General features: G+C 64.1%; 24 protein-coding genes. 14 read left to right on the forward strand and 10 right to left on the reverse strand.

The window, feature by feature from the left end; translation table 11 throughout:
- Window positions 1-210, forward strand: a 210-nt coding sequence (locus AC0V2Y_RS10620) for a hypothetical protein (protein WP_475418339.1), incomplete at its 5' end; no start/stop codon positions are given.
- A gap of 145 nt (window positions 211-355) precedes the next feature.
- Here the strand turns inward: AC0V2Y_RS10620 and AC0V2Y_RS10625 are convergent.
- From AC0V2Y_RS10625 to nadB, 3 genes are all read right to left on the reverse strand, one after another.
- On the reverse strand, window positions 356-796 hold the full coding sequence (locus AC0V2Y_RS10625; protein WP_475416384.1) for a hypothetical protein: 441 nt from the start codon (window positions 794-796) through the stop codon (window positions 356-358).
- Between the two features lie 169 nt (window positions 797-965).
- On the reverse strand, window positions 966-1,373 hold the full coding sequence (locus AC0V2Y_RS10630) for a hypothetical protein (RefSeq protein WP_475416383.1): 408 nt from the start codon (window positions 1,371-1,373) through the stop codon (window positions 966-968).
- Window positions 1,374-1,519: 146 nt separating this feature from the next.
- Complete coding sequence (gene nadB, locus AC0V2Y_RS10635; RefSeq protein ID WP_230538106.1) at window positions 1,520-3,133, reverse strand: L-aspartate oxidase; 1,614 nt, start codon at window positions 3,131-3,133, stop codon at window positions 1,520-1,522.
- Window positions 3,134-3,336: 203 nt separating this feature from the next.
- Here nadB and AC0V2Y_RS10640 point away from each other — a divergent pair, with 203 nt between their 5' ends.
- The 6 genes from AC0V2Y_RS10640 (at window position 3,337) to AC0V2Y_RS10665 (ending at window position 10,452) form a co-directional block, all read left to right on the forward strand.
- Window positions 3,337-4,725 carry a TIGR03013 family XrtA/PEP-CTERM system glycosyltransferase gene (locus tag AC0V2Y_RS10640; protein ID WP_475416382.1) on the forward strand — a complete coding sequence of 463 codons (1,389 nt, stop codon included), beginning with the start codon at window positions 3,337-3,339 and terminating at the stop codon, window positions 4,723-4,725.
- Window positions 4,722-6,773, forward strand: coding sequence for an XrtA/PEP-CTERM system histidine kinase PrsK (prsK, locus tag AC0V2Y_RS10645; RefSeq protein WP_475416381.1), 2,052 nt, complete (start codon window positions 4,722-4,724; stop codon window positions 6,771-6,773). The genes AC0V2Y_RS10640 and prsK overlap by 4 nt, the downstream gene beginning before the upstream one ends.
- A gap of 12 nt (window positions 6,774-6,785) precedes the next feature.
- Window positions 6,786-8,141 carry a PEP-CTERM-box response regulator transcription factor gene (gene prsR / locus AC0V2Y_RS10650; RefSeq protein ID WP_475416380.1) on the forward strand — a complete coding sequence of 452 codons (1,356 nt, stop codon included), beginning with the start codon at window positions 6,786-6,788 and terminating at the stop codon, window positions 8,139-8,141.
- A gap of 105 nt (window positions 8,142-8,246) precedes the next feature.
- A complete protein-coding gene (locus AC0V2Y_RS10655; RefSeq protein ID WP_475416379.1) occupies window positions 8,247-8,690 on the forward strand; it encodes a hemerythrin domain-containing protein in 444 nt (147 codons plus the stop codon).
- A 35-nt stretch (window positions 8,691-8,725) separates the two neighbouring features.
- Complete coding sequence (locus AC0V2Y_RS10660; protein WP_475416378.1) at window positions 8,726-9,655, forward strand: hypothetical protein; 930 nt, start codon at window positions 8,726-8,728, stop codon at window positions 9,653-9,655.
- A 227-nt stretch (window positions 9,656-9,882) separates the two neighbouring features.
- Entirely contained in the window at window positions 9,883-10,452 is a 570-nt protein-coding gene (locus AC0V2Y_RS10665; RefSeq protein WP_475416377.1) for a DUF1439 domain-containing protein, read from the forward strand.
- Window position 10,453: 1 nt separating this feature from the next.
- On the opposite strand, the gene AC0V2Y_RS10670 is transcribed toward AC0V2Y_RS10665, so the two are convergent.
- Window positions 10,454-10,690 (reverse strand): DUF7661 family protein, encoded by a 237-nt coding sequence (locus AC0V2Y_RS10670; protein WP_475416376.1) that lies wholly within the window; start codon window positions 10,688-10,690, stop codon window positions 10,454-10,456.
- Between the two features lie 142 nt (window positions 10,691-10,832).
- Between AC0V2Y_RS10670 and AC0V2Y_RS10675 the strand changes: the two genes are divergently transcribed.
- Complete coding sequence (locus AC0V2Y_RS10675; protein ID WP_475416375.1) at window positions 10,833-11,609, forward strand: hypothetical protein; 777 nt, start codon at window positions 10,833-10,835, stop codon at window positions 11,607-11,609.
- 119 nt (window positions 11,610-11,728) lie between these two features.
- A complete protein-coding gene (locus AC0V2Y_RS10680) occupies window positions 11,729-13,774 on the forward strand; it encodes a M13 family metallopeptidase (protein WP_475416374.1) in 2,046 nt (681 codons plus the stop codon).
- Window positions 13,775-13,819: 45 nt separating this feature from the next.
- Here the strand turns inward: AC0V2Y_RS10680 and fdx are convergent, their stop codons facing one another.
- The 5 genes from fdx to lpxO form a co-directional block, all read right to left on the reverse strand.
- Window positions 13,820-14,152 (reverse strand): ISC system 2Fe-2S type ferredoxin, encoded by a 333-nt coding sequence (gene fdx, locus AC0V2Y_RS10685; RefSeq protein WP_475416373.1) that lies wholly within the window; start codon window positions 14,150-14,152, stop codon window positions 13,820-13,822.
- Between the two features lie 61 nt (window positions 14,153-14,213).
- The gene (locus AC0V2Y_RS10690) at window positions 14,214-14,612 is read right to left on the reverse strand and encodes a DUF6331 family protein (protein WP_475416372.1); all 399 of its coding nucleotides are present in this window, start codon (window positions 14,610-14,612) and stop codon (window positions 14,214-14,216) included.
- An 84-nt stretch (window positions 14,613-14,696) separates the two neighbouring features.
- Window positions 14,697-14,831, reverse strand: a complete 135-nt coding sequence (locus AC0V2Y_RS10695; protein WP_475416371.1) for a hypothetical protein — start codon at window positions 14,829-14,831, stop codon at window positions 14,697-14,699.
- 43 nt (window positions 14,832-14,874) lie between these two features.
- Window positions 14,875-15,270, reverse strand: coding sequence for a DUF6331 family protein (locus AC0V2Y_RS10700; RefSeq protein WP_143449882.1), 396 nt, complete (start codon window positions 15,268-15,270; stop codon window positions 14,875-14,877).
- An 86-nt stretch (window positions 15,271-15,356) separates the two neighbouring features.
- The gene (gene lpxO, locus AC0V2Y_RS10705; RefSeq protein ID WP_070218708.1) at window positions 15,357-16,256 is read right to left on the reverse strand and encodes a lipid A hydroxylase LpxO; all 900 of its coding nucleotides are present in this window, start codon (window positions 16,254-16,256) and stop codon (window positions 15,357-15,359) included.
- Window positions 16,257-16,398: 142 nt separating this feature from the next.
- On the opposite strand from lpxO, the gene AC0V2Y_RS10710 reads away from it, so the two are divergent.
- Both AC0V2Y_RS10710 and AC0V2Y_RS10715 read left to right on the forward strand, forming a co-directional pair.
- Window positions 16,399-16,833 carry a hotdog fold thioesterase gene (locus AC0V2Y_RS10710; protein WP_475416370.1) on the forward strand — a complete coding sequence of 145 codons (435 nt, stop codon included), beginning with the start codon at window positions 16,399-16,401 and terminating at the stop codon, window positions 16,831-16,833.
- A gap of 267 nt (window positions 16,834-17,100) precedes the next feature.
- Complete coding sequence (locus tag AC0V2Y_RS10715) at window positions 17,101-18,681, forward strand: methyl-accepting chemotaxis protein (RefSeq protein ID WP_475416369.1); 1,581 nt, start codon at window positions 17,101-17,103, stop codon at window positions 18,679-18,681.
- Window positions 18,682-19,174: 493 nt separating this feature from the next.
- Here the strand turns inward: AC0V2Y_RS10715 and AC0V2Y_RS10720 are convergent, their stop codons facing one another.
- Window positions 19,175-20,797 (reverse strand): MFS transporter, encoded by a 1,623-nt coding sequence (locus AC0V2Y_RS10720; protein WP_475416368.1) that lies wholly within the window; start codon window positions 20,795-20,797, stop codon window positions 19,175-19,177.
- 110 nt (window positions 20,798-20,907) lie between these two features.
- On the opposite strand from AC0V2Y_RS10720, the gene AC0V2Y_RS10725 reads away from it, so the two are divergent.
- The 3 genes from AC0V2Y_RS10725 to AC0V2Y_RS10735 all read left to right on the forward strand — a co-directional run bounded on the left by AC0V2Y_RS10725 (window position 20,908) and on the right by AC0V2Y_RS10735 (window position 25,776).
- The gene (locus tag AC0V2Y_RS10725) at window positions 20,908-21,801 is read left to right on the forward strand and encodes a LysR family transcriptional regulator (RefSeq protein WP_475416367.1); all 894 of its coding nucleotides are present in this window, start codon (window positions 20,908-20,910) and stop codon (window positions 21,799-21,801) included.
- On the forward strand, window positions 21,798-22,436 hold the full coding sequence (locus AC0V2Y_RS10730; protein WP_475416366.1) for a DUF6000 family protein: 639 nt from the start codon (window positions 21,798-21,800) through the stop codon (window positions 22,434-22,436). Before AC0V2Y_RS10725 ends, AC0V2Y_RS10730 begins: the two co-directional genes overlap by 4 nt.
- A gap of 316 nt (window positions 22,437-22,752) precedes the next feature.
- Window positions 22,753-25,776: a calcium-binding protein gene (locus tag AC0V2Y_RS10735; protein WP_475416365.1), complete on the forward strand. Its 3,024-nt coding sequence runs from the start codon at window positions 22,753-22,755 to the stop codon at window positions 25,774-25,776.
- Window positions 25,777-25,820: the final 44 nt, after the last annotated feature.

Below are 25,820 nucleotides of genomic sequence, written 5' to 3' on the forward strand. Positions count from 1 at the left end.
AACATGTACAAGCGAACCGATTATCAGTTGAAAACAATCGTCGGGGACATCCCTCGTATCGAATTCTGGAGGGGGCGGCGCCAACAAAGCAAGTTCGAGTCCGAGTGCAAAGGCAAGGTACGCCGGATATTCCTCGTATTTTCCGCCTTGATCAGGGCAAAACCTGATTCCGAGTGCCTCGCCCAACACGGCAACGGTCGCTTCGAATGATAGCGTAGGGCGAATGTTCAAGCATCCGCTGAAATTCGTTCCCTTTTGATATAGGTCCATAAGTTCATAAGGAAAAATTTGAGGTTCTATGCGGCAACGGGCAAAGGCTTCGAACCTAAGCATAGCGGACGCGCGGCGTCTCACCTTACAAGCACCCGTCGTTAGAAGCATGGATCGAAGTACTCGGAAGCAGAAGCCTTGGCTCCCTCATTGGCGCACCAAACCGTAACACGGCGCCTGACGTTGACAGCACCAAAACCAGGCCGCCCTTGATTGTTATTTGATCAAATGGATTGGATTGATCCGAAACAAACGTCCACACAGGTTCATGATTTTGCAGCGATTCCAAAACGACTACGCCGATTGAGCCATGTTCCGCAGCCTCTCCGCACTTAACTATGTACTGTCCGCCATACAGCGCTTCTTGCGCCAGAATCGCGACATTGAGCCAACCGCCAAGTTCCTGTTTTTCACGTACTCTGACCATTCTGGTTTCGCGCACTTCGTAGATATCACCATTGCTGCACATGAGGCCATTGTGGCTTCGCACCTCCTGGTTATTCCACTTTGTTGCCATCACTGTCATTGATTCCATATGTAGCAATGGGCGACTGCATGCCCTGAATTAAACAACCTTTATTCTATCGAGCGGCTGCTCTGACGCAAAATCGACTTGCGTTCAGAATCGTTGAAGACGATTGTGTTCTTGCCCGTAAATCCTATTCAACGTCCGCTCCTGGCCGCTTGAAGCCACCTCAAATTCCATACCTGTTCCGAGCAGCGGCCTCAAGCTCAGCCTGCGGCAAGCCTGCTTGCCGCCAAAATTCAAAAAAATACTCCAAGGTTTCGGCAGAGGCGCCACTATCCATGGGATGCAAGACGCATATGGCCGTTCTTATTTTCAAAACGTCCGGCTCGTCCGATTGGTCACGCCCGTCGATTGCTCGCCAGAGGCGTACACGCTCGGCGATGACTTCCTCAGCCGTCGCAGTACCGGTGACGTATCGATTCGCCGCAGCGGCTGCTGACCTGGCAACCTCAGGCAATTGTGCAGTCACTCTGCCAATAGCCTCGATCATGAATCGCTGAGCTGAAGATTGTTCTGCAGGGTCATCCAGGTCCACGGCGGATGTAATGGCATCAAATAGTCTCTTGTTCAACATTTGCCTTACGTTTCGGTGATTGCGCGATGCCTGCAGCGGGGGGCGCCTGTGGCAAATGGCGTTCCCCCAAGACACAGACCGGGGTCGTACCCTCAGGGTACGACCCCGGACCTTGCATGGGTTCCATGATGGAAGGGCCTGGTGGCTTACCTGTGCGGCGGCGTCAGCACGCTGGCGATGGCCTTCGGCAACGTTTCCGGATAATCGCGGCTGAAGTGCAGGCCGCGGCTTTCGCGGCGCGACAGGGCGCTGTTGACGATCATCGAGGCCACGTCGACGAGGTTGCGCAATTCCAATAGGTCGTGCGTGATGCGGAAGTTGCGGTAGTACTCGTCGATTTCTTCCTTCAGCAGGGCGATGCGGTGCTGGGCCCGCTCCAAACGCTTGGTCGTGCGCACGATGCCCACGTAATTCCACATGAAGCGGCGCAGCTCGTCCCAATTGTGGGAAATCACCACTTCCTCGTCCGCATCCGTGACGCGGCTTTCATCCCAGTCGGGCAGGTAGGGCGTGCCCAGCTTTTCCTTGCTTTCGATATCCTGCGCGCAGGCGCGGCCGATGACTATGCATTCCAGCAAGGAATTGCTGGCCAGGCGGTTCGCGCCATGCAAGCCCGTGCAGGCCGTCTCACCCACGGCATACAGGCCGGGCAGGTCGGCGCGGCCGGACAAGTCCGTCACGACGCCGCCGCACGTGTAGTGGGCGGCCGGCACGATGGGAATCGGCTGCTTGGTGATGTCGATGCCCAGTTCCAGGCAGCGCGCGTAGATGGTGGGGAAGTGTTCGATGAGGAATTCGGCCGGCTTGTGGCTGATATCCAGGTGCACGTAGTCGAGGCCGCGTTTCTTGATCTCGAAGTCGATGGCGCGGGCCACCACGTCGCGCGGCGCCAGTTCGGCCCGCTCGTCGTGGGCCAGCATGAAGCGCGTGCCTGCTGCCGCGCCCGCTTCGGGCGGCAGTTTCAGCAAGCCGCCTTCGCCACGGATGGCCTCGGTGATCAGGAAGGACTTGGCGTACGGGTGGTACAAACACGTGGGGTGGAACTGGATGAATTCCATGTTCGACACGCGGCAGCCCGCGCGCCACGCCATGGCGATGCCGTCGCCGCTGGCCGTGTCCGGGTTGGTGGTATATAGATACACCTTGCCGGCGCCGCCCGTGGCCAGCACGGTATGCTCGGCGGCAAAGGTGTGTACCTTGCCTGTTTGCTCATCCTGCACGTACAGGCCGTGGCAATGGGGCTGGGCGTTGCGCTGGGCCGGCTTCATGCCCAGCTTGTCGGAGGTGATCAGGTCGATGGCGCAATGGTGTTCGAACAGACTGATGTTCGGGTGGGCGCGCACCTTTTCTTCCAGGGTCACTTGCACGGCGTGCCCCGTGGCGTCGGCCGCGTGGATGATGCGGCGCTGGCTGTGACCGCCTTCGCGGGTCAAATGAAAACCCAGTTCGGCCGAGGCGTCGCGCGTAAACGGCACGCCTTGCTCGATCAGCCATTCGATGGCTTCGCGGCCGTGCTCGACAATATAGCGCGTGGCGCTTTCGTCGCACAGGCCGCCGCCGGCGATCAGGGTGTCTTCGATGTGCTGCTGGTGGCTGTCGCCGGAGTCCAGCACGGCCGCGATCCCGCCTTGCGCCCAGTTGCTGGCGCCATCGAGCAGCGCGCGTTTGGAAATGATCGCGACGGTGCGCGTCTCAGCTAAATGCAGTGCAACCGATAAACCCGCCAGGCCACTGCCGACAATCGCTACATCAAATTTCATGACATTTATCTCTTTTAGGGGAAGCATACTATATGCCATTTCCCCCCATTCGGTAATGTGTTGAGATAAATTCTGCCAGCGAAAGATAGCTGGGGCCGTAGCTTGTGGCGCATCAATGTCTTCTTGGAACAGTTCGCCATCATGGCAAGACAGCAGCAGGCCGCCCTGTGCGCGGCGTGATGCTTTTTGCCGCAGGAGGAACCGTGATCCGCATCTTCAGCCATTATGTCTCGAAAACAGCGTTTATCTTGCTGTTGCTGGAAATCCTGATCCTGCTGCTGTCGGCCACCCTGACGTCCTTGCTGTGGCTGGCGGACGGCAGCCGCGTGCTGCGCGTGGGCGAGATCTACCTGTCCTCCGCGATCTTTGCGCTGGTCATCGTCCTGAGCATGAGCGCGCTGGGCATGTACCAGCACCGCTCGCGCGAGGACATCCGCAACACCTTGTTGCGCATCCTGCCGTCGTTCGCGCTGGGTTTTGCCGTGCTCAGCGTCCTGATACGCTTTATTCCCGTGCTGCAATTCGGGCGCGGCAGCGCGATGATCTTCGGCCTGGGCGCCATCGGCGTGCTGCTGGCGCGCCTGGTGGTGTTCAAATCCTCGCAATCGGCGCTGATGGAAGGCCGGCTGATCCTGGTGGGCGGCGGGGCGCTGGCGCGCGAATGCATGGACTTGGCGGCCAGCAAGATCGGTTTCCACCAGTTTACCGTCGTCGGCTGCATTGATGTGGCGGGGGAGCAATGCTGCGTGCCGGCCTCGGCCTTGCTGCCGGCAGGCCCCTCGCTGCTGGCCATGGCCCAGCGCCATGCCGCGCACGAGATCGTCGTGTCCGTCAGCGACCGGCGCAATGGCGCGTTTCCTGCCAAGCAGCTACTGGAATGCGCATTGGGCGGCGTGAAGGTGATCGACGCGGCCACGTTTTTCGAGCGCGAAGCGTGCCAGATCCGCATCGATTCATTGCAACCCAGCTACCTGATCTATGGCGGCGGCTTCGACCAGAGTTTCTTCCGCGCCGCCTCGAAGCGGCTGTTCGACCTGGCCGCCAGCGCGGTCATCTGCCTGGCCGCGCTGCCCGTGATGCTGGCGACGGCCCTGTGCATCCGCCTGGAAGACGGCGGCCCCGTGTTTTACCAGCAAGAGCGGGTGGGGCGCGACGGTCTGCCTTTCAAGGTGCTGAAATTTCGCAGCATGCGCTGCGACGCCGAGCGCGACGGCAAGCCCATCTGGGCGCTGGACAACGATGCGCGCATCACGCGCGTGGGCAAGCTGATCCGCAAGCTGCGCATCGACGAATTGCCGCAGATGCTCAATGTGTTTCGCGGCGAGATGAGTTTCGTGGGCCCCCGTCCCGAGCGCGCGTATTTTGTCGAGCAGCTGAAGGAGCAGGTGCCGTACTACAACATTCGTCACAATATCAAGCCCGGCATCACGGGCCTGGCGCAGGTGCGCTATCAATATGGTGCCTCCGTCGACGACGCCGTCAAGAAGCTGCAATACGATCTGTATTATGTAAAGAATAACAGCCTGTTCCTTGACTTGCTGATCTTGCTCGACACGGTGCAGGTGGTGCTGTTTGGCAAGGGCAGCCGATGATGCGGGAGCAGTCGGACTGGCTGGCGGCCACCGACGCGGCGGCCCTCAGCCATGGGCTGGCGTCGCTGGCCTTCTTCGCGCTGGCGCTGCTACTGATCAGCAACTGGCGCGCGCGGCAGAACGTGCGCGCCTTGCTGGCCGCTTGCCTGGCGACGGGCGGCTGGGCCACGGGCACGGTGGTGCTGGTGCTGCTGGGGCAGCGCGCCTCGCCGGCCGGCGAGGCGCTCGAGTTGCTGCGCACCCTGGCCTGGCTGGTGTTCTTGCTGCTGCTGATCGAACCGTCGCGGCCCCGCTTGCGCCTGGTGCTGGCCGGCATCGTTCTCACGGCGCTGGCGCCCGGGTTGTCCGCGCTGGCCTCGTCGTGGCTGGCGCTGCCCTTGCCGGCGCGCATCATCGCCAGCGTCAGCCGTTTGCTGCTGGCCGTGCTGGGCATGTTGCTGGTGGAACAATGGTACCGCAACACGCCGTCCTTGAAACGCTGGGGCATCAAGTTTGCGTGCCTGGGCGTGGGTGGCCTGTTTGCCTACGATTTTTATCTGTATAGCGACGCCTTGCTGTTTCGCACGGTCAACGACGACATCTGGGCCGCGCGCGGCATCGTCGACGCCCTGTGCGCGCCGCTGCTGGCCGTCTCGGCCGCGCGCAATCCGGGCTGGGCGCTGGGCCTGTCCGTCTCGCGCCAGATGCTGTACCGCTCGGCCGCCTTGCTGGGGTCGTCCATCTATCTGCTGGCGATGGCGGCCAGCGCCTACTATTTGCGCTATTTCGGCGGCACCTGGGGTTCCCTGATGCAGATGGCCTACCTGGGCGGCGCGGCCCTGCTGCTGGCCGGCGTGCTGTTTTCCGGCAGCCTGCGCGCCAAGCTCAAGGTCACGATCAATAAACATTTTTATAACGCCATCTTTGATTACCGCGAGGAATGGCTGCGGTTTACGCGGGCGCTGTCCGAAAATGGCCCGGCCCTGGGCGAGCGCACGATCCAGGCCATGGCGCAACTGGTGGAAAGCCGCGCCGGCGCGCTGTGGATACGGCGCGAGCAGGGGCAGTTTGCCCCGGCCGCCAGCTGGAACTGGCCGCCCGGCACGTGGAGCGAGCCGGCGTCCGGTCCCCTGTGCCAGTTCCTGGAAGCACGGCAATGGGTGATCGACGTGCCCGATTGCCAGCACAACCCGCGCCAGTACGGCGGCTTGCGCTTGCCGCCCGCGCTGCTGGCGCTGCCTGACGTGTGGCTGCTGGTGCCGCTGATGCTGCATGGCCAGCTGTTCGCCTTTGTCGCGCTGGCGCGGCCCCGCACGCGTATCGGCTTGAACTGGGAAATCCTCGACGTGCTGAAAATTGCCGGCAGCCAGGCTGCCAGCTACCTTGCGCACCGCGAATCGCTCGATACCCTGACGGTGGCGCGCCAGTTCGACTCGTTCAACCGCATGTCCACGTTCATCGTGCACGACCTGAAAAACCTGGTGTTTCAATTATCCCTTTTACTCAGCAATGCGGAAAAGCACCGCGCCAATCCCGCCTTCCAGGAAGACATGCTGGGCACCCTTGACCATTCCGTGCAGAAAATGAAAACCCTGCTGCAGAAGCTGGCGCGCGGCGAGGCGCCGGAAGCGCCGGCGCCGCTGCTGCTCGATGGCTTGCTGCGCCAGGCCGTGGCCGCCAAGGCCAGCCTGGCGCCCGCGCCCCGGCTGGAAATCGTCGATGGCGAGCTGACGGTGCTGGCCAACCGCGCGCGGCTGGAAAGGGTGCTGGGCCACCTGATCCAGAACGCCATCGAGGCGACGGCCAGCGATGGCAAGGTGGCCGTGCGGCTGCGGCGGGTACAGCAGATGGCCGTGGTCGAGCTCGACGATACGGGACAGGGCATGAGCGAACAGTTCATCCGCGAGCGCCTGTTCAAACCGTTCGACACGACCAAGACGGCGGGCATGGGCATCGGCGTGTTCGAAAGCCGCGAATACCTGCGCGAGGTGGGCGGCAGCCTGGAAGTGCGCAGCGAACCGCAGGTGGGCACGACGTTCCGCGTGATCCTGCCGCTGCATGCGGCATAGCAAAGGAGTGCCATGGGCAAACAAAAACTGCTGGTCATCGAAGACGATCCCGGCTTGCAAAAGCAGCTGCACTGGAGTTTCGATGGTTACGAGGTCTTGCTGGCGGGCGAGCGCGAGGCGGCGCTGGCGCTGGTGCGGCGCCACCAGCCGGCCGTCGTGACGATGGACCTGGGCTTGCCGCCCGATCCGGACGGCGCCACGGAAGGCCTGGCCACCCTGCAGCAAATCCTCGCGCTGGCGCCGGAGACGAAAGTCATCATCCTCTCGGGCAACCAGGAGCGCGCGCATGCCTTGAAGGCCATCGCGCTGGGCGCCTACGATTTCCACCAGAAGCCGTTCGATGCCGACATGCTGGGCCTGGTCATCGCCCGCGCGTTTTATTTGCACGCGATGCAGCAGGAAAACCGCCGCATGCTGCAGACGCAGGCCGATTCGCCGCTGGCGGGCATCGTCAGCCGCGACCCCGGCATGCTGAAACTGTGCCGCAGCGTGGAAAAGGTGGCGCCCTCGTCGGCCAGCGTGATGCTGCTGGGCGACTCGGGCAGCGGCAAGGAACTGATTGCGCGGGGCCTGCATGCGCTGTCGAGCCGCCATGCGCAACGCTTCGTCGCCATCAATTGCGCGGCCATCCCCGAAAACCTGCTGGAAAGCGAGTTGTTCGGCTACGAGCGGGGCGCGTTTACGGGCGCGGCGCGGCAAACCCTGGGCAAGATCGAGCTGGCCCACGGCGGCACCTTCTTTCTCGACGAGATCGGCGACATGCCGATGGCGCTGCAGGCGAAACTGCTGCGCTTCCTGCAGGAGCGAATCATCGAACGTGTGGGCGGACGGGCCGAGATCGCCGTCGACGTGCGCATCGTCTGCGCCACGCACCAGGATTTAAAGGTGCTGGCGGAGCAGGGACGTTTCCGCGAAGACTTGTTTTACCGGCTCAGCGAAATCGTCCTGCGCATTCCGCCCCTGCGCGAGCGGGCCGGCGATGCCGCCTTGCTGGCCCATCATTTCAAGAACAAGTTCTGCGCCAGCGAAGGGCGCGGCAGCCTGCACTTCAGCGCGGGCGCGCTGCAGCTGATCGAAAGCTATGGCTGGCCCGGCAATGTGCGCGAAGTGGAAAACTGCATCAAGCGGGCCGTCATCATGAGCGACGGCCCGCAGATCGCCGCCGACGACCTGGGCTTGCCCGCCAGCGCCCAGGCGGCGCCCCAGGATGAACCGCTGAACCTGCGCCAGGCCCGCGAAGGGGCCGAATACAAGGTGATGGTGCGTGCGCTGGCGCGGGCCGACGGCAATATCGCCAGGGCGGCCGAACTGCTGGGCGTGAGCCGGCCCACCCTGTACGACCTGATGAACCACCACGGCATCAAGTAGTGTGCGGATACTGATGTGTATCAAATATCAAGATTGTGTAAGGCGACGCACATACGCTGGCGCCGCCGTGGCGCATCCTAGCCTCATCAACAACGAGGAGGCGCCATGAATGCGATCAGTTTATTAATGCAGGACCATAAGGCCGTCAAAGCCCTGTTTGCCCAATATGAAGGCTTGAGCGACCGCTCGTTTGCCACCAAGAAAAAGTTGGCCGACCAGATCTGCCAGGAACTGACCGTGCACACGCAGCTGGAAGAAGAAATCTTCTATCCGGCCGTGCGCCGTCCCATCCACGACAGCGACCTGATGGATGAAGCCCTCGTCGAGCACGCGAGCGCCAAGGAACTGATCGCGCAAATTGCCGCGATGGACCCGGCCGACGACCTGTACGACGCCAAGGTCAAGGTTCTGTCCGAGCAGATCGAACACCACGTCAAGGAAGAAGAGGGCGACATGTTTCCCAAGGTGCGCCATACGGCCGTCGACCTCGATGCGCTGGGCCGGGAAATGGCCGCGCGTAAGGAACAGCTGACGGGCGTTGCCGCCTGAACTGCATAAAAAATCAACAACCAAGGGAGTATTTCATGCAAGCTACACAATTGTCCGTATCGGACCTGAACAACCCGGGCGTCTCCTGGGGCGCCGTGCTGGCGGGCGCTGCCGCGGCGGCCGCCTTGTCCTTCATCCTGCTGATCCTCGGCGTGGGCCTGGGCCTGTCGTCCGTGTCGCCGTGGTCGTTCAACGCGACGGCCATCGGCGTGTCGACCATCGCCTGGCTGGCCTTCATGCAACTGGCCGCCGCCGGCATCGGCGGCTACATGGCGGGCCGTCTGCGCGTGAAATGGAGTTCCATTCACACGGATGAGGTGCATTTCCGCGATACGGCGCACGGCTTGCTGGCCTGGGCCGTGGCTACCCTGATCACCGTGGCCGTGCTGGCCGGCGGCACGCGCGCCGTCCTGAGCGGCGCCATCGATGCGGGCAGCGGCGTGGCCGCTGCAGTAAGCCCGGTCGCGGCGGCTGGCGCCGGGGCTGTTGGTGCCAAGGCGGGCGAGGGCGGCGGCAGCGCCAATCCGCTCGATTATTTCTCGGACATGCTGCTGCGCGCCGCGCCCGCTGCCGCCACCGGCACGCCGGCGATGGCGAACCCCGGCGTGACGCTGGCCGACCAGCGCGTGGAAATCGGCAAGATCTTCGCCACCAGCCTGTCCACGGGCAGCCTGGCCGCCGATGACCGCGCCTACCTGGGCCAGGTCGTGGCCAGCCGCACGGGCTTGACGCAGGCGGAAGCGGAAGCGCGCGTCGACGCCGTCTACGGCCGCGCCGCCAAGGCTGCCGCCGATGCCAAGGCGGCTGCCCGGCAAGCGGCGGAAACGGCCCGCAAGGCCGGCGCCCACACGGCATTGTGGATGTTCGTCGCCTTGCTGCTCGGCGCTTTCGTGGCCAGCCTGGCGGCAACGTTCGGCGGCCGCCAGCGCGACCATGAGCGCGTGCTGCGCCACGTCACCATCTGAATCCCTACCTATCATATAAATCAAGGAGTCTGCCATGCGTTCCATCCTCTTGCTGCTGTTGGGCATTCCACTGCCCATCGTCATACTGATCGCCCTGTTCGTCCGCTGACAAGGCCCAGACCAGGCCAACATGAGAAAAACCGGCGCCCGCTGCAAGGTGGGCGCCGGTTTTTGCGTGAAAGCGGCCGCATGTGTAAGATGGCGCCATCTTTCCACCGAGACTATCCATGAACGTGAGCACCATCCGTCCCTTGCTGAAAACCGCCGCCATTGCCGCCTTTGCCTGCACGATGCTGGCCGCGTGTTCCACCCTGATCGGCCCGCGCGACGTGAATGTGTCGCTCAGCAAGATGCAGCAAGGCCTGGAGCGCCGCTTCCCCATCGACAAGCGCGTGCTGTCCGTGCTGGACGTCAAGCTGACGCATCCGCAACTATCCTTGCAGCCCGAGCGCGAACGGGTGGCCTTGAGCGTGGATGCCAGCGTGATGCCGCCGTTCATCCGCCAGACCTGGCGCGGCAGCCTGGCCATGTCGGGCCGCCTCGTGCTCGACGCCCAGCGCAACGCGGTGTATTTGAGCGAAGCGAGCGTGGACAAGGTGAGCATCGACGGCATGGACGAGTCGCAGCAGCGCCAGTTCGCCAAGGTGGCCAGCCTGGTGGCCGACCAGCTCATGCATGAAACGCCGATCTACACGTTCAAGCCCGATGAACTGCGTTACGCGGGCGTGCAATTCGTGCCGACGCAGCTCAGGACCACGGGCAATGGCTTGACGGTGACGTTCGAGCCGGTGAAGTAGGCTAGGCCCGGAACGCGGGCACAGTGACAGGCGTGGCCGTGTTATTGCGCGGCGTCGCTTCTTCATGGAACAGGTCCGCCAGGTAGTCGCACAGCGCATCGGCGCTGATATCGTCGGGGACAATGAAATTGGCGGGCCGGCGCTTGCCTTCCGTCCCCAGATAGAAGGCGCGCCAGGCGCCCGGGTTGCCCCGGATGGCAATCAAGGTGCCGAAGATATTGAATCGGAATTCCTGCATCGGGCGGCTCCATGAAATAGCTGGCTGAATAATGTGGCACAGTGCCGGCATCGCTGCCGGAGAGAGGAAGCGCGCTGATTCCCTCGATCTGGCTTGGATATTTGTTGTGCTATAGTAACATTTACTTATCTTGGAGCGGGCGATGGTCACTATAAGCACGGCAGGCATCCAGCCTGGGCCACTGTCTGCCGCCGAAGGCAGGAAGACCTTGTCGCCGGACAATGCACCAGCCCCGCAAGCACCAGCCGGTGTCGGCGCCGTGGCGGACGAGGTCGTGATCTCGACCCTGGCCGGACGCCTGTCGACGGCCGCGACGGCCACCGGCGCCGCCATCGAGGGACGCGATCATCCGGCGCTGGGTGCATGGGTGAATGACAATATCAGCAGTATTCTCTATCCGCTGGACGCCGGACACAAGGCGGCAGCCGCGCGGCAGTTGCCGCAACCGAATGACGCGGTATCGGCCAGGTCGGCCTCCGCGGCGACCGCGTTTATCGATGACAGGGGCCCCAATCCGTTTGCCGGGCTATCGCGTGAGCAATTGGCCACCATCACGCACGACGACAGCGGGACATTTACCGTCAACGAGCGGCGCGCCGCCTTTACGCAGGCCTATGATGAAGAGCAAGCCTGGCGCAGCCAGGTCGTGGCGCAAGCCATGCAGGAATACAATACTACCGGCAAGATGACCAACTTCTTCAAGTCGGCGCTGGCGCATTTCAATGAGCTGCCGCAGCTGGAACAGGCGCAATACCCAGGCAATTATGCCAGCGACCTGCAAGATAAAATCAAGCTCGATTTTAACTATTTCAATCACGCGGCCGGAGATGCGCCCGCAACGCCCGGTTCGCTTGCGGACATGCTGAAGCATCAGGGCGCCAGGCAAGGCGCAGACCTGTTTGACCTCCTGAGCCGCTGATCACTGGAATTGCTCAACGGACATTGTTTCTCCGCAAGCAGGCGGACTATAATCTTGCCTCCCATGCCTGGACACAGCATGTTCCCCAACATGAAGTTAAAACAATTAAAGGAATCTTCGTGAAACGTTCACTCATCAGCGCCGCCTGCTGCGCCTTGCTCGCCCTATCTTCGCCAACGCTGTACGCTCAAGCCACCAATGCTGCCGCGCCCGTCTCCGGCATCGACCTGAAAACCCTGGACCCCGCGGTCAGCCCCAAGGATGATTTCTACGGCTACGTCAACGGCGTGTGGACCCGCAATACGGAAATCCCGGCCGACAAATCCGTCTGGGGCACGTATATCGAATTGCGTGAAATCGCGCAAGGCCAGCTGCGCGGCCTGATCGACGCCATCGTCAAGAACCCCGGCAAGCCCGGCAGCGAGGCGCACAAGATCGCCGACCTGTACACGAGTTTCATGAACGACAAGGCGCGCGATGCGGCCGGCTTCAAGCCCTTGAAGGCCGAGCTGGCCCGTGTTGCCGCCATCAAGGACAAGAAGGACTTGCCGGCGCTGTTTGCTTATTTGCAAGGCAATGGCATCCAGACGCCGTTTTCCGCCTATGTGGCGCCCGATGCGCAGGATCCCGAGCGCTACACGGTCAACATCAGCCAGTCCGGCCTGGGCTTGCCCGACCGCGATTACTACCTGAAGCAAGACGACGCCAAGCTGCAAGCCGTGCGCGCCAAATACCTCAAGCATATCGAGACCATGCTGGCAATGAGCGGCGACAAGGCCGCGGCCGAACACGCGGCGCAGATCCTCGACATCGAAACGCGCCTGGCGGCCGTGCAGTGGACGCGCGTGCAGATGCGCGATCCCGTCAAGTCGTACAACCGCGTCGATTTCGACAAGTTCACGGCGCTGGCCCCCGCCTTCGACTGGAACGCCTACTTTGCCGCCGCCGGCCTGGCGAAAAAGGAAAGCTCGGCCGTGGTGCGCCAGCCCAGCTTCATGACAGGATTCTCCGAGACCGTGGCCGCCGTGCCGCTGGCATCGTGGAAGAGCTACCTGAACTGGCGCATCATCGAAAGCTATGCTTCCTACCTGGACAGCGCCACCGTCAAGGAGCGTTTCGCCTTCGACGGCACGGTGCTGCGCGGCGTGCCGCAAAGCGAACCGCAGTGGCAGCTGGCGCTGCGCTTCACGGATAACGCCATCAGCGACGCCGTCGGCAAGCGCTACGTGGACATGTATCTGCCGCCGGAAACCCGGCCCCGCGTGATGGCCATGTTCGACAATTTCGTCGCCTCCTTCAAGGAGGGCATCGAACAGCTGGACTGGATGGGCCCGGAAACCAAGAAGGAAGCCCAGCTCAAGCTGGCCGCCCTGAAACCGAAGATCGCCTACCCGGATACCTGGCGCGACTACAGCAGCATGAAGACGCAGCCGAACGACCTGATCGCCAACGTGCGCGCCTCGCGCGTATGGAGCCGCCAGCAAAACCTGGCCAAGCTGGGCAAGCCCGTCGACCGCGACGAATGGTCGATGACGCCGCAAACCGTCAACGCCAGCTACAGCCCGGCGCTGAACGCCATCACGATCCCGGCCGCCATTTTGCAGCCGCCATTCTTCAACGTGAAAGCGGAAGATGCCGTCAATTACGGCTTGCTGGGCATCACCTTCGGCCATGAGATCAGCCATGCCTTCGACGATTCCGGCAGCCAGTACGATGCCAAGGGCCGCCTGCGCAACTGGTGGACGGCGCAAGACCGCGCGGCCTTCAAGGCGCTGGCCGCCGGGCTCGTCAAGCAATACGGCGCCTACAGCCCCGTGCCTGGCTACCACATCAATGGCGAACTGACCCTGGGCGAGAACATCGGCGACAATTCCGGCCTGTCGATCACCTACAAGGCTTACCAGCGCTCGCTGGGCGGCAAGCCTTCGCCCGTCATCGACGGCTTGACTGGCGAACAGCGCCTGTACATCGGCTTTGCGCAGAAATGGCGCGCGAAACTGCGTCCGGAAGCGGCGATCGCCCAGATCAAGAGCGACCCCCATTCGCCGGGCGAATTCCGCGCCAAGGGCACGGTCAAGAACCAGCCCGGCTTCTATGAAGCGTTCGGCATCAAGCCGGGCGACCCGATGTACCTGCCGCCCGAGCAGCGCGTGATCATGTGGTAAATCATGTGGTAAAGCCGTAGGGCAGTCGGGCAACCGCGCCGGGGACTATTCCTTGGCGTGGTTGAGCGTGTACCGGGGCAGCTCCACCGTCAGGTCTTCCTGGGCCAGGCGCGCCTGGCACGACAGGCGCGAGTGGGGCTGCAAGCCCCAGGCCTGGTCGAGCATGTCTTCTTCATTGTCGCCCAGCTCGTTGAGCGAATTGAAACCCTGCACCACGACCACGTGGCAGGTGGAACAGGCGCCCACCTGGCCGCAGGCATGTTCGATGTCTATCTTGTGAAGTAGCAAGGCGTCGCAAATGCTCATGTTTTCCGGCGCGTCGAAGACGGCGCCTTTCGGGGCCAGCTCGGGATGGGGCAGGACGGTGATTTTTGGCATGCGGGATTCTCCTCGGTTATCCTTCAATGCCGTCACTGTGGACCTTCCCGCCTTGGCAAGGTCAAGCTCCCGCGCGATCCTGCGGGCTGATGCACGCGTCGAGATGGTCGAGCAATTGCAAGAACACGCGTTTATCCACCATGTGGTTCATCGTGCTACTCAGCAATACATCGCTGGCCACCGCCGTCACGGCGGCCCTGGCCTGCGCGCAGGCGGCATGTAGTTGCGCGCGGTCAAGCTCAAGCAGCGCCGCAGCTATGCTTTCACGCGTGAAATCGAAGGCATCCATGCCGCAACAGCCGGCCACGCAATGCGTTTCCAGCCGGCAGATCAGCTGCCACAGTTCCCCCAGCAAGGGATCGATGTCGATCGCCTGGTCATAGCGGCCGTCAAGATCGATGAATTCGATCCAGGCGTCGTCGCCGATCTGGATATCGTACTGGCGGTCGCGTTCGGTCATTTTTCAACATTCTCCGGGTCGGTGGCATCGCATTATAAAAAAACCGCCCGAAGGCGGTTTTCCAATGCGGTGCAAGCAAGACGCTTAAATAAAATAGATCAGCGCGATGATGCCAATCACGAGCGCCACGCGGGTGACCTGGTAGGCCGTCTTGTTCCACGCCTTGAAGCGGCGGCGGTACTGGCCCATGGTCCAGGAAATCTGGAACAGCTTGCTCACGCCGCCCACCTGGTCGCCCAGTTCGTTGGGCGAGGCGGCGTCGTCAAACGGCTGCCGGACTGCCGGCGATGCAGGCTTCGATATGCTCGAGCAGGCGCAGGAAGACCAGGCTGTCGGCCGCGTTGTTCATTCTGGGACTCAGTACCACGCCGCTGGTCACCGCCGCCACGGCATTCCTGGCCGACGCGCATGCCGCCAGTAATGCCGCCCGATCAAGCCCGGGCAGCGCTGCGTCGATCCCGCCGCGCGTGAAATCGAAGGCATCGAAGCCGCAGCAGCCGGCCACGCAATAGCTTTCCAGGCGGTCGATCAGCGGCCCTAGCCCTGCCAGGTGGGCATCGATGTCCACGGCCTGGCCGTAGCGTTCTGCGATGCTGACGTGTTCTATCCATGCATCCTCGCCGATCTGGATGTCGTACTGGCGGTCGCGTTCGGTCATTTTTGAAAATTCTCCTGGTCGGTGGCATCGCATTATAAAAAAAACCGCCTGCAGGCGGTTTTCTTATGGGAACGACAGCCCGGCAGCTAGATAAAGTAGATCAGCGCGATGATGCCAATCACGAGCGCCACGCGGGTGACCTGGTACGCCGTCTTGTTCCACGCCTTGAAGCGGCGGCGGTACTGGCCCATGGTCCAGGAAATCTGGAACAGCTTGCTCACGCCGCCCACCTGGTCGCCCAGTTCGTTGGGCGAGGCGGCGGCCGTCATCAGGGTGCGGCCCAGCCAGCGGTTCAAGCCTTGCGCCCAGCGGTAGCGCATCGGGCGCTCGATGTCGCAGAACAGGATGATGCGGTCGCTGTCGGCATCGTTGCGGGCCCAGTGGATATACGTTTCATCGAACATCACGGCCTGGCCGTCGCGCCAGCTGTGGCGCTCGCCATCGACGTCGATGAAGCAGCGGTCGTCGTTCGGCGTCTGCAAGCCCAGGTGGTAGCGCAGCGAGCCGGCGAACGGGTCGCGGTGCGGGTTGAGCTTGCCGCCTTGCGGCAGTTCCGCGAACATGGCCGCCTTGATCGAGGGAATCGATTGCAGCAGCGCATAGGTTTGCGGGCACATCTGCTGTGCCGACGGGTGGTTCGCGTCATACCATTTCAGGTAGAAACGCTTCCAGCCATACTTGAAGAAGGAATTGAAGCCGACGTCATTGTTCTTCTCGGCCGCCTTGATCTTTTTCATTTCCTGCATGCGCAGCGCTTCATCGCGGATGATTTGCCAGTTCTGCTGCAGCGGTGCCAGTTCCGGGAATTGATCGACGGACAGATAGGGCGTGGCCGGCACCTTGGAAAAGGTGTGCATGAACAGGTTCAGCGGCGCCATGAACGAGGAGTGATCGAAGATCTGGCGGCGAAACGGCAGGCGCACCTTGCCCCGAAAATGAATATGTAAAACAGAAAACACAAAAATGCCCAGCAAGGCCCACTTCATACACAACCTCGTTTTGAAAGAATGGGGCAATTATAACCAGTTAATGCCCCAGCTACCCCGTGCCACGGTGAAGGAAAGATGAAGCGGCGCGCGCTGGCGCTCTGTCCTACAATGGCTTTATTTCATCACTGAAGGGGTAACAATGGAAATCTGGCACGCACCGCTCGACCTGGCCGCCCTCAACGCCGCCAGCGAGGGCACGGCCATGCGCCACCTGGGCATCGAATTCTCGGCCATCGGCCCCGACTGGATCGAGGCGACCATGCCCGTCGACCACCGCACCATGCAGCCTTTCAAGCTGCTGCATGGCGGCGCGTCCGTCCTGCTGGCCGAAACCCTGGGCAGCATGGCCGCGAATGCCTGCCTGGACAGCCGCCGCCACGTGAGCGTGGGCCAGGAAATCAACGCCAACCACGTACGCGGCGTGCGCGGCGGCCACGTGACGGGGCGCGCCACGCCCATCCACCGTGGCCGCACCAGCCAGGTCTGGGAAATCCGCATCACGGATGATGACGGCAAGCTGTGCTGCATTTCGCGCATCACCATGGCCGTCATCGACGCCCCGGGCGCGGGCTGACACGGCGCTCCTTGACTTGCATCAAGGCACTAAAAGCGAGCGCGTGGAATCATCCATAACGCTGTTCGCTTATAATTCAGTGTGCTGTTGTATGGCGCGGGGTTTCTCCCCGCGCAGCGACATTGCCCGAAATTAGAAGCTGACTGCCCAAAAAACGCCAGTTAGAGACCCATCCTGCGCCATGCGGGAAAGGCAACACGACGGCGAGCAGATCGCTGGCTCTAGCGGAGCCGGCAACAATCAACTTTATACAGGGCAATAACAACAATGATGTCATTCAATCGTTTGACGATAGGCGCGCGCCTGAGCGCAGGCTTCGGGCTGCTGGTGCTGCTGATGCTGGTGCTGGCCGCCTTCGCGCTGCTGCGCATCGGCGCCATCTCCGGCGCCATGGACGCGCAAGAAAAAGTGCAGCTGGAAAAACTCGAACCGCTGTACGTGGCGCGCGAAGCGCTCGACCAGACGGGCCTGGCCGCCCGCAACGCGTATATCTTCCATGACCAGGCCGCCGCCGAAAAAGAACTGGCCATCCTCGACGCCCAGAAAGCGCTGTACCTGGAAGCGCTGGCGAAGCTGGCGCCGCGGTTCGCCGGCGATGCGCAGTTCGAAAAGGTCAGCACGGGCTTGAAAGCCATGGCGCAGGAACTGCAGCGTCCGCGCCAGTTCCGCGCCACGGGGCAGATGGAGCAGTACGGTACCTTCCTCGTCGAGGAATGCAGCCCCCTGCGGCGCCAGATCGTCGCCGACATCGATACGGTGCTGAAAAGCGTGCAGCGCGAATCGGAGCAGGCCAGCGTGGCCGCGCGCGCCATCTACGGCCAGTCGCTGCGCTGGATCGGCGTGCTGGCCGCGCTCAGCGTGCTCATTTGCATTGCGGTCGCCACCGTCATCACGCGGGGTCTGCTGCGCCAGCTGGGCGGCGAACCCGCGTATGCGGCCACGATCGCCGGGCGCATCGCGCTGGGCGAGCTGGCCATCGACGTGCATACGCGCCACGGCGATGACAGCAGTTTGTTGTTCGCCATCAAGACCATGCGCGACAACCTGGCCGCCATCGTCGGCAAGGTAAGGCACGGCACGGAAAGCATCGCCACGGCCTCGACCGAGATCGCCTCGGGCAACCGCGACCTGTCGCAGCGCACGGAGCAGCAGGCCGGTTCGCTGGAGGAAGTGGCGTCATCGATGGAAGAACTGATTTCCACCGTGCGCCAGAATGCGGACAACGCCCAGCAGGCGAACCGCCTGGCGCGCGAAGCGTCGAAGGTGTCGGAGCAGGGCGGCAAGGCCGTGGCCGAAGTGGTGCACACCATGGGCCTCATCAATGCCTCGTCGAACAAGATCGTCGACATCATCGGCGTGATCGACAGCATCGCCTTCCAGACGAACATCCTGGCCCTGAACGCGGCCGTGGAAGCGGCGCGCGCGGGCGAGCAGGGGCGCGGTTTCGCCGTGGTGGCGACGGAAGTGCGCAACCTGGCGCAGCGCTCGAGCGCCGCCGCGCGCGAAATCAAGGCCCTGATCGACGACTCCGTCAGCAAGGTGGGCACGGGCACGGTGCTCGTCGAGCAGGCCGGTGCCACCATGCATGAGGTGGTGGCCGGCATCGGCAGGGTGACGGGCATCATGGCCGAAATCAGCCACGCCACGCAGGAGCAGGGCGCCGGCATCGAGCAGGTCAACCGCGCCATCGTCGACATGGACCGCGTGACCCAGCAAAACGCGGCCCTGGTCGAGCAGGCCGCCGCCGCCGCGCACGAACTGCAGCAGCAGGCGGCGCAGCTGGAACAGGAAGTGGGCATCTTCAAGCTGGCCCCGCCGCCGAACGGCCGCCTGCGCCTGGCGGCCTGACGCCGATGGCGCGGCGGCGCGGCGCGCCGGCAGCCATGCGCCAATAGTCGTATTCCGCGCTACAATGAGCGCTGGATCACCGCCAGGACTACTCATGCAAGTGCGCAGCAGCCATGATCTATCCAGCCCGGACGACGACAAGCCGGCGCCGCCCGTGCTGCAGCTGGCCCTTGCCGGTCTCGGCTGGGGCTTGCTCACCTGCATGCTGTGCTTTGCCATCCTGTTCCTCACCAAGTGGCTGCTGCCGCCCGAATACTGGGGCGCGCACACGGGCCTGTCCAAGTTCAAGCGGGAAATGTCGCTGCCGCTGCTGGTGTTCTGGGTCGTCATCTATTCTCCCATCCTGGAAACATTCCTCGGGCAATTGCTGCCGCTGGAAATCCTCAGGCGCCTGGGCGCCAGCCGCCAGCTGAGCATCTTTATCGGCGCCATCCTGTGGGCTATCGTGCATTTCATCAGCGGCGGCTTGCTGCACGCCATCGTCGCGCTCGGTTCAGGCGCCATGTTCAGCTTTGTCTACCTGCGCTACCGCGCGCCCACTGTGGCCGTGGCCTACGCGACAACGACCTTTGCCCGTGCCTGCAACAACATCGCCATCCTTGTCGCGGTGTTCTACGGCCTCGACGCCTAGACGCCTTTCTTTCTTCCTGAGCAAGTACGGCAGCAGCGCGGCCAGCGCCACGGCCAGCAGCGCCAGGCCGTGCAGCAACTGGCGGAAGGCGGCGTCGTAGCTGGCGCGCAGCAGTGTTTCGTGGCCGCCCAGCAGCTGTGTTGCCTGTTGCATATCGCCAAGCGCGGCGCGGCTGGCGGCCGCCAATAGCGGTAGATCTGCGGGCAACTGCCGCGCCAGCGCCGCCGCGATCAGGCCGGCCAGCGTGGCGCCCGCCATAGCCAGCGCCACGCCGTCGGCGCTGATGCGCACGGTATTGAAGATGCCCGTCGCCATGCCGGCCCGCTCTGTTTCCACCACGCTCAAGGCCATGCCATCCATCAAGCCCCACGGCAAGCCGATGCCCGCGCCGACCAGCAGCAGGGGGCCGGCCAGCGCCGCGGTGCCGCCATGGCCCAGCACCTGCGCCAGCCAGGTCAGGCCAGCCGCGGCCAGCAGCAATCCCGCCGCGCACAGCATGCCGGCACTGATCCAGCGCGACAGCAGCGCCGCCAGCACGGGCACGAGCAGCAATGGCGCGGCCAGGGCCACCATCAAACGGCCCGCCGCCAGCGCGGACATGCCGTCGATGCCGATGAAACGCCCCGGCAGCATGACGACCAGCACGATGAACAGGAAGGCGGGCGAGGCGGCCAGCACTTGCACGGCGACAAAGCGGCGCTGGCGGAACAGGGTCAAGTCCAGCATGGGCTGCGCCGTCCTGCGTTCGATCCTGATAAAAATGAAAAACAGCATCACGGACGCGGCGACGGACAGCAGCACGGCCCCGCTGCGCCAGCCGTGTTCGGGCGCCAGCAGCATGCCCAGGGTCAGCAGGCCCAGCGCGGCGCTGAAGCTGATGGCGCCGGGCCAGTCCACGCGGCCCTTGCCGCGCGCCGCATCGGCCGGCACGCTGCCCCCCACCAGCAGCATGCCGATGGCGCCCAGCGCGGCCGTGGCGTAAAAGATGGCGGGCCAGCGGGCCAGCGCCAGCATGGCGCCGGCCGCCAGCGGACCGAAGGCCAGGCCCAGGCCGAAGGTCGTGCCCAGCACGCTCATTACGCGGCTGCGCGCCGCGCCGTGGAACAGGGGCGCCAGCGACGACATGGCGGCGGCGAACGCGGCCGCGCCGCCCAGGCCCTGCACGAAGCGCAGCGCGGCGATCCACGCCACCGAGGGCGCACCGGCGATGGCCAGGGTCGCCGCGCAAAACAGGGCCAGCCCTGCCAGCCAGACGCGGCGCCGTCCCAGCACGTCCGTCAGGCTGCCGGCCACCATCATGGCGCTGCCATAGCTGAGGATATACGCATTGACGACCCAGTTCAGGGCGGCGGCGCTGCCGTGCAGTTCGGCGCCGAGGGCGGGCAAGGCCATGGCCGGGCCCGTGAAGCACAGGGGAATGAGCAAGCCCGTCAGGCAGGCGGCCAGCACTTGCAGCGGGAGAGAAAAGCGTGAGGAAAAGGGCATCGGTGTCGGAGATGAAAGAAAGAGGGGCGAGTATGGCGCGCCCGCCATTGAAGAAAAATGGGCTAAACTGACGAACATATCGGACAAGAATGTCTTCAATGGAAAATCGTATGGATAGCCTGGGCGGGATCGCCATGTTCGTGCAGGTGGCCGACAGCGGCAGCTTTTCGGCCACGAGCCGGCTGCTGGGCCTGTCATCGTCGGCCGTGGGCAAGAGCGTGGCGCGCATGGAAGCGCGGCTCGGCGCGCGGCTGTTCCAGCGCAGCACGCGGCACCTGGCGCTGACGGCGGAAGGGGAAAAATTCCTGCAGCGCTGCAAGCGCATCCTGGCCGAGGTGGCAGCGGCCGAGCGCGAGCTGGGCGAATCGGGCGGCGCGCCGAGCGGCCGCCTGCGCATCAGCCTGCCACGCTACAGCGGCCTGTTCGAGCCGGCCATCGCCGCCTTCATGCAAGCGTATCCCGCCATCGAACTCGATCTCGATTTTTCCGACGCCATGGTCAACATCGTCAGCGACGGCTTTGACGTGGCCGTGCGCACGGGCGAACTGGCCGATTCGGGCTTGATGCGGCGCAAACTGTGCACGTTCCGCCGCCTGCTGGTGGCCTCGCCCGCCTACCTGGCGCGCCATGGCCGGCCCGCCGACGGCGCCGAACTGCTGCGGCACCAGCGCCTGCACTACCGTTTTCCCGCCACGGGCCGCCTGGAACAGTGGCCGCTGATGGACGAGGCTGCCCAGCCGGCACCGGGCATGGTCTGCAACAGCGTGGAAATGCGCGTCTTCCTGGCGGTGCAGGGGCAAGGCATCGCCTACCTGCCGGCCTTTGCCGTGCAGCGCGAGCTGGCGGCGGGGCAGCTGGTCTCGCTGCTGGAAGCGCACACGCAGGCGCGCACGGCGTTCTGGCTGCTGTGGCCTGCCAGCCGCCACCTGCCGCCGCGCCTGCGCGTATTCATCGATTTCCTGGTGGAACAATTCGATCAGCGTACTTCGGGAGGCTGGCCTTGAGCGATGACAACACCGCCCTGCGGCGCCACGTGGCCGGCGCCATCGTGCGCCACGCCCACCCGTTCGGCATCGCGCCGCTGCCGCCGCAGGAAGCGTTGACGGCGGCCCTGCGCGACGACTGGGTGCGGCCCCTGTACATGGGCTTGCACCAGCCCCAGGTGCAGGAGTGCGCGGCGCGGCTGGCGCAGGCCGACGCCGCCGTCATCGCCCGCCTGCTGGGGCAATTCGACTGGCGCAGCCGCACGGCGGGCGCCTACCTGGCCGCATTGACCGGGCAGGGCGCCTTCACGGACCAGCTGGGCGGCTTGCTGCTGGCCAGCGAGGTCTGCTACGCGGGCAGCGCGTATTGCCTGGCGCTGGCCGTTTTCGACACGCCCGCCAGCCGCGACTACCTGCACCGCTATCTCGAACATTACCTGCGCCAGCCGCAGCTGTACTTTGATCAGGAACAAGCCATGGCTGCCATCGCCTGGCTCGATGGCCAGCACGGCCGGAATGAGGCGGCGCGCCACGCGCCAGCCTGGGCCGGTTTTGCCGCCAGCCGGCCGGGTCTGGCGCTGGACGATGCACGCGCGCTGTTTACCGGCCGCATGGACACCCTGCGCGCCTTGCAGGCCGCGGCGCCCTGCAAATAAGCGCCAGCCGCATCGGGCGCGCCCGCGCGCGCCATCTCCACCTTCTCTTCCTGCTCCACCTTCTCCCGCCGTTGCGCTTCCTGCCACCAGTGTGACATTTGCATGACAAATAACAGTGTGTCGTCCGCTTGCGCGTCAGTAGGGGGTGCATGCGAGGCGGCGCTCAAGCGCGCGCCGTCCATGCGCCGAAAGTGCCGGACCGTTGATGGTGCACGCTGAACTGCAAGTGGATGCGGCCGGGACTTTTGCCTTGCATGTCAGCTTGCGCCGACATATTCACTCTTGGTTTTGAAGTTTAACGACAGGAAACTGCAACATGACTGAAAGAATTGCATCTGACACCAACGTCTCCGCCGTCGAGGCTTACCTGAACAGCTCTGCGCTGGCGGCCCCGCAGCGTTTCGTGGGCACGGCGAACGCCGATGTGCTCAGCGGCACCACGGGCGCCGACGTGCTCGAGGGACTGGCGGGCGACGATACGTATTACGTCAACCACAGCGGCGACGTGATCGTCGAGCTGGCCAACGGCGGCAGCGACAAGGTGTACACCAGCGTGAATTACACCTTGCCCGACAACGTGGAGAGCGTGTACCTGACTGCCGCCGGGCTGAGCGTGACGGGCAGCGCCAACACGAATAACGTCTTTTTCGTCGATGTGGCCGGTGGCAACAGGATCGATGGCGGCGGCACGGGCAACGCGGTCAACTACGCCGCTTCCGCCACGGGCGTGACGGCCACCCTGTCCGGGGCGAACGGCCCGGTGAGCGCGCCTCCCGGCAGCGACGTGCTGCTCAATATCGCCAACATCGTCGGCAGCAAGCTCGACGATGTCTTGACCGGCAACGAGCTCAAAAACGCCCTCGTGGGCGGTTTTGGCAACGATATCCTACGCGGCGGCAAGGGCGACGACACGCTGGCGGGCATGCAGGGCAGCGACACGTATATCTTTGCGCGCGGCGACGGCGCCGACGTGATCGTTGAAGGGGAAGAGGCGGGCAGCCATAACGTGGTCTCCTTCCTGGCCGGCGTCAACGCCGATCAGCTGTGGTTCCGCCAGGTGGGCACGGCGCTGGAAGTCAGCACCATCGGCACCGGCGACAAGATCACCGTCAACGCCTGGTTTTCCAGTGCGGCGCCGCGCATTCAGGAGTTCCGCACGGCCGAAGGCCGCGTGCTGCTGGGCAGCGACGTGCACAAGCTGGTGCAGGCGATGGCAGGGCTGGCGATGCCGCCGGCCGGCCAGCTGACCCTGCCAGCGGCGACCGCCGCCGCTCTGGCGCCGGCGCTGGCGCAGAACTGGCGCACGGAAGGACCGAACCAGCCCAGCAATGGCACCTTTACCGGCACGGCGAACCCGGACATCATCAAGGGCACGGCGGGCGCCGACGTGATGACGGGCCTGGCCGGCGACGACATTTATTATGTCAACCACAGCGGCGACGTGGTGGTTGAACAGGCTGGTGGCGGACGCGATACCGTCTATGTCAGCGCCAACTACACGGTGGCCGAGCATATCGAAGAGGTGCACATCAGCGCGGCCGGCCTGACCGTGTCCGGCAGCAACAGCGACCAGCGCTTCCATGTCGACGTCAGCGGCAGCAACGTGCTGCTGGGCGCCGGGCTGGATAATGTTGCCAGCTATGCCGGTTCCCAGACGGGCGCGGTGGCTACCCTCTACTCCATCCATGGCACGCCCACGGCGCTGCCTGGCAGCGACGTGCTGGTCAATTTCAGTAGCGTGGAAGGCAGCGCCTATGACGACGTGCTGTCCGGCAACGAGCGGGCAAATACCCTGTCCGGCGGCCTCGGCAACGACACCTTGCAAGGCGGCAAGGGCGACGACCTGCTGACCGGCGGCCTGGGCGACGATATCTATGTCTTCGCCCGTGGCGACGGCAACGACCTCATTGTCGAAACGGCTGCAGAAGCCAATTATGATGCCATCGCCTTTCTGGCCGGCATCAACATCGACCAGCTGTGGTTCCGCCAGGTGGGCACGGACCTGGAAGTGAGCACCATCGGCACCACGGACAAGATCACCATCCGCGGCTGGAATGCGGCCACGCCGAACATCGAGGAATTCCGCACGGCTGCCGGCCACATCCTGCGTGGTGCGGACGTGCAATTGCTGGTGCAGGCGATGGCGAACCTGGCGCCGCCGCCGCTGGGCCAGCTGACCTTGCCGGCAGGCACCGCCGCCGCCCTGGCGCCCGTGCTGGCACAGGCCTGGCACTTCAACGGTCCCACGCAGCCGACGGGACAAACCTTTGTCGGCACGGCGAATGCCGACGTCATCAACGGCACGGCCGGCGCCGACCTGATGGAAGGGCTGGGCGGCAACGATACCTATTACGTCAATCACAGCGGCGACTTCATCGTGGAGCGGGGCAACGGCGGCACCGACACCGTGTACACCAGCGTCAGCTACACGGTGGCCGACAACGTCGAGTACGTGCGCCTCAGCGGCCCCGGCCTGGCAGTGACGGGCAGCGCCTACACCAACAACGTGTTTTTCGTCGATAGCCCTGGCGGCAACGTGCTCGATGGCGCCGGCGCAGGCAACACGCTCAATTATCTCAATGCCGGCACGGGCGCGACGGTGGCCTTCGCGCCCGTCGGCGCTGCCTTGGCGGCGCGTCCGGGCGTGGACGTGGTGGCCAACTTCAATGCGGTCATCGGCAGCAAGTTCGATGATGTGCTGATGGGTAATGAACTCAAGAATATCTTCGTGGGCGGTCTCGGCAACGATACCTTGCAAGGCGGCAAAGGCGACGACATCCTGTCCGGCGCGCTGGGCAACGACACCTATGTCTTCGCCCGCGGCGACGGCGTCGACGTGATCAACGAGGCGGACGAGGCGGGCAGCCGCGATGTGGTGGCCTTCCTGGCCGGCGTCAGCGCCGAGCAGCTGTGGTTCCGCCAGGTGGGCACGGCCCTGGAAGTGAGCACCATCGGCACGGGCGACAAGGTTACCGTCACGGGCTGGTACGAGAGCACCTTGCGGCGCATCGAGGAATTCCGCACGGCCGATGGCCGCGTCTTGCTGGGTGGCAATGTGCAAAACCTCGTGCAGGCCATGGCGGGCCTGACGCCGCCGCCGGCCGGCCAGCTGACCTTGCCTGCAGGCACGGCTGCCATCTTGGCGCCTGCGCTGGCGCAGAACTGGCGTGCTGCGCAGCAATTCGGCGTGCCCAGCCAGGGCGGATCCGCTGCCTGGCAAGCGGATCCGGCGCAGCTGGTGCAGGCCATGGCCGGTTTTGCCGTGCCGGCCGCCGCATCGGCGCCCTGGTCCGGCCACGGCAACCCGTCGACGCAGATCCAGCTGGCGGCAGCGCAATGATCGCTTACGTTGATCGCTTGAGTACGTAGTTCCACCCCCGCGCA

It is taken from the genome of Janthinobacterium sp. BHSEK, from assembly GCF_056174685.1.

Coding starts and splice junctions, on each gene's coding strand:
- AC0V2Y_RS10625 (WP_475416384.1), bottom strand. CDS start 796: ATGACAGTGATGGCAACAAAGTGGAATAACCAGGAGGTGCGAAGCCAC.
- AC0V2Y_RS10630 (WP_475416383.1), bottom strand. CDS start 1,373: ATGTTGAACAAGAGACTATTTGATGCCATTACATCCGCCGTGGACCTG.
- nadB (WP_230538106.1), bottom strand. CDS start 3,133: ATGAAATTTGATGTAGCGATTGTCGGCAGTGGCCTGGCGGGTTTATCG.
- prsK (WP_475416381.1), top strand. CDS start 4,722: ATGATGCGGGAGCAGTCGGACTGGCTGGCGGCCACCGACGCGGCGGCC.
- prsR (WP_475416380.1), top strand. CDS start 6,786: ATGGGCAAACAAAAACTGCTGGTCATCGAAGACGATCCCGGCTTGCAA.
- AC0V2Y_RS10655 (WP_475416379.1), top strand. CDS start 8,247: ATGAATGCGATCAGTTTATTAATGCAGGACCATAAGGCCGTCAAAGCC.
- AC0V2Y_RS10660 (WP_475416378.1), top strand. CDS start 8,726: ATGCAAGCTACACAATTGTCCGTATCGGACCTGAACAACCCGGGCGTC.
- AC0V2Y_RS10665 (WP_475416377.1), top strand. CDS start 9,883: ATGAACGTGAGCACCATCCGTCCCTTGCTGAAAACCGCCGCCATTGCC.
- AC0V2Y_RS10670 (WP_475416376.1), bottom strand. CDS start 10,690: ATGCAGGAATTCCGATTCAATATCTTCGGCACCTTGATTGCCATCCGG.
- AC0V2Y_RS10675 (WP_475416375.1), top strand. CDS start 10,833: ATGGTCACTATAAGCACGGCAGGCATCCAGCCTGGGCCACTGTCTGCC.
- fdx (WP_475416373.1), bottom strand. CDS start 14,152: ATGCCAAAAATCACCGTCCTGCCCCATCCCGAGCTGGCCCCGAAAGGC.
- AC0V2Y_RS10690 (WP_475416372.1), bottom strand. CDS start 14,612: ATGACCGAACGCGACCGCCAGTACGATATCCAGATCGGCGACGACGCC.
- AC0V2Y_RS10700 (WP_143449882.1), bottom strand. CDS start 15,270: ATGACCGAACGCGACCGCCAGTACGACATCCAGATCGGCGAGGATGCA.
- lpxO (WP_070218708.1), bottom strand. CDS start 16,256: ATGAAGTGGGCCTTGCTGGGCATTTTTGTGTTTTCTGTTTTACATATT.
- AC0V2Y_RS10710 (WP_475416370.1), top strand. CDS start 16,399: ATGGAAATCTGGCACGCACCGCTCGACCTGGCCGCCCTCAACGCCGCC.
- AC0V2Y_RS10715 (WP_475416369.1), top strand. CDS start 17,101: ATGATGTCATTCAATCGTTTGACGATAGGCGCGCGCCTGAGCGCAGGC.
- AC0V2Y_RS10720 (WP_475416368.1), bottom strand. CDS start 20,797: ATGCCCTTTTCCTCACGCTTTTCTCTCCCGCTGCAAGTGCTGGCCGCC.
- AC0V2Y_RS10725 (WP_475416367.1), top strand. CDS start 20,908: ATGGATAGCCTGGGCGGGATCGCCATGTTCGTGCAGGTGGCCGACAGC.
- AC0V2Y_RS10735 (WP_475416365.1), top strand. CDS start 22,753: ATGACTGAAAGAATTGCATCTGACACCAACGTCTCCGCCGTCGAGGCT.